Origin of the sequence: Massilia phyllostachyos (assembly GCF_021044825.1) — a bacterium.
GTDB lineage: Bacteria > Pseudomonadota > Gammaproteobacteria > Burkholderiales > Burkholderiaceae_D > Telluria > Telluria phyllostachyos.
In genome coordinates, this window is sequence record NZ_JAJNOC010000031.1 from 1 (window position 1) to 731 (window position 731).

A 731-nucleotide genomic window follows, 5' to 3' on the forward strand; every position below is an offset into this window, starting at 1 on the left:
ACTACATGAAGTTGGAATCGCTAGTAATCGCGGATCAGCATGTCGCGGTGAATACGTTCCCGGGTCTTGTACACACCGCCCGTCACACCATGGGAGCGGGTTTTACCAGAAGTAGGTAGCTTAACCGTAAGGAGGGCGCTTACCACGGTAGGATTCGTGACTGGGGTGAAGTCGTAACAAGGTAGCCGTATCGGAAGGTGCGGCTGGATCACCTCCTTTCTAGAGTAGCACCGGAGCCTAGAGCTCATCATCAAGCGTCCACGCTTATCGACTGTCGAATGAAGAACAGTATCGGGGCTGTAGCTCAGCTGGTTAGAGCACCGTGTTGATAACGCGGGGGTCGTTGGTTCGAGTCCAACCAGCCCTACCACGTTTCACGTCGGGGGATTAGCTCAGCTGGGAGAGCACCTGCTTTGCAAGCAGGGGGTCGTCGGTTCGATCCCGTCATCCTCCACCACTTACTGTTCTGACTGCATTTATCCAAAGCCTGCGCTTTCGATAAGTGTAGTTCTCGTTCTTTAACAATCTGGAAGAAGTAAAGTTTTTTTAAGCGTGTGGAAACACACACTTAGGGTAGTAATCAAGTATCAACAAACATGCAACGAGCTGTACTCTTGATTCTGTAACGTTCTCTTTAACTCATGAAGAGGCCAACGTTATAGGGACAAGCGAATAAGTGCACATGGTGGATGCCTTGGCGATTACAGGCGATGAAGGACGTAGTAGCTTGC

General features: G+C 50.5%; 2 tRNA genes and 1 rRNA gene. All 3 read left to right on the top strand.

Annotated elements, in window-relative coordinates:
* Positions 1 to 219 (top strand): 16S ribosomal RNA (locus LQ564_RS25725); the annotation flags it as partial.
* 74 nt (positions 220 to 293) lie between these two features.
* Positions 294 to 370, top strand: a tRNA-Ile gene (locus LQ564_RS25730).
* Positions 371 to 381: 11 nt separating this feature from the next.
* Positions 382 to 457: transfer RNA gene (locus LQ564_RS25735), tRNA-Ala, on the top strand.
* The last annotated feature ends 274 nt before the right edge of the window (positions 458 to 731 follow it).